The sequence below is a fragment of the Pseudanabaena sp. PCC 9330 genome, assembly GCF_055795045.1.
Map to the genome: position 1 here is coordinate 1 of NZ_JAYFES010000056.1, position 1,182 is coordinate 1,182.

Annotated in this window: 1 protein-coding gene; it reads left to right on the forward strand. The window is 54.0% G+C overall.

Annotated features, from left to right (window positions below):
* Positions 1-97 precede the first annotated feature (97 nt).
* Positions 98-1,158, forward strand: a protein-coding gene (locus tag AC0QKW_RS02570; RefSeq protein WP_473149492.1) for an ISKra4 family transposase whose coding sequence is annotated in 2 segments (ribosomal slippage) — positions 98-254 and positions 254-1,158 — 1,062 coding nt in all. Because the reading frame shifts where the segments join, the coding sequence is not laid out codon by codon here.
* Positions 1,159-1,182 lie beyond the last annotated feature (24 nt).

The following is a 1,182-nucleotide window of genomic DNA, read 5'->3' on the forward strand; positions in this document are numbered from 1 at the left end:
GGGTGCATCCCAGTTATGCGATGAGCATTAATGCTTATTTTGGGATGACGGTATGAGCGCTAAGCTTTGGGCACCGTTCGCTCTACTAGTCAGCCTCATGGATGTATCCAAACAAGCCCGCCTGCAAGAACTCACGGAAGAGTTAGCCGCATTGCTCTACGAAGAGACCGATCCAGAAGAGGTGAAGACTCTGGAGGGAATCGAGAAAGCAGTGCGTGGCCACTTGCTAGAGCATGTGGGACCAGAACTCGGCCATTTTTTATCCGCACGAGCAGCGGCACAACCCGAGGCCGTCAGCGAAGCATCACCAGCGTCATTGGCCGATTGAGTCTGAGTGAGCAGCAAGGACGTCGGCTAGGTCTAAAGGCTCGAACCCACTGGAGTCCGCATCTCGAGCGGTGTTGCCTGCTGTTGAGTGCTAGCGAGTCCTATGACAATGCGGCCGAAGATATAGCTGTGCTCACTGGCCTATCGGTGTCGAAGAGCACCCAGCAACGGCTGGTGCATCGCCAGAATTTCCCTTCTGAGTCGGTGGATGGTGGTGTTAAAGAAATGAGTATTGATGGCGGTAAGGTGCGCTTACGAACCGCCAAAGGTCAACCGAGTGAGTGGCGTGACTATAAGGGCATCAACCTGCACCAGTGCTGTGTTGCCGCGTTTTTTAAGGCGAATGATGCGCTAGTCGCCTGGGTTAACCAGCAGCCGTTGGCGTCACCGTTAGTGTGCCTAGGCGATGGTCACGACGGAATTTGGAACCTCTTTGCCCAGGTGGATGCCGATGTACAGCGGCTGGAAATTCTAGACTGGTATCACCTGATGGAGAATTTAGGTCATGTTGGCGGGTCACAGCAGCGGTTGGACGCCGTCGAAGCCTGTCTCTGGCGCGGTGATGTTGAGGGTGCTGTCAAACAGTTTGATGACTGGTCTCATGAGCGAGTTGACCGGTTTATCGCTTACTTGAACAAACATCGACACCGCATTGTGAACTACGCCTACTACCAAGCCGAGGGCATCTCCATTGGCTCGGGGGAGATTGAGTCAACGGTCAAGCAAATTGGGCGTCGCATGAAGATTTCGGGCGCGCAGTGGGACGGAGACAATGTACAACAAGTGCTCCATCAGCGGTGTGCGTATCTCAATGGCTACTTCTCAAGATGAGTCTTGCAAGACTGGGATACACCC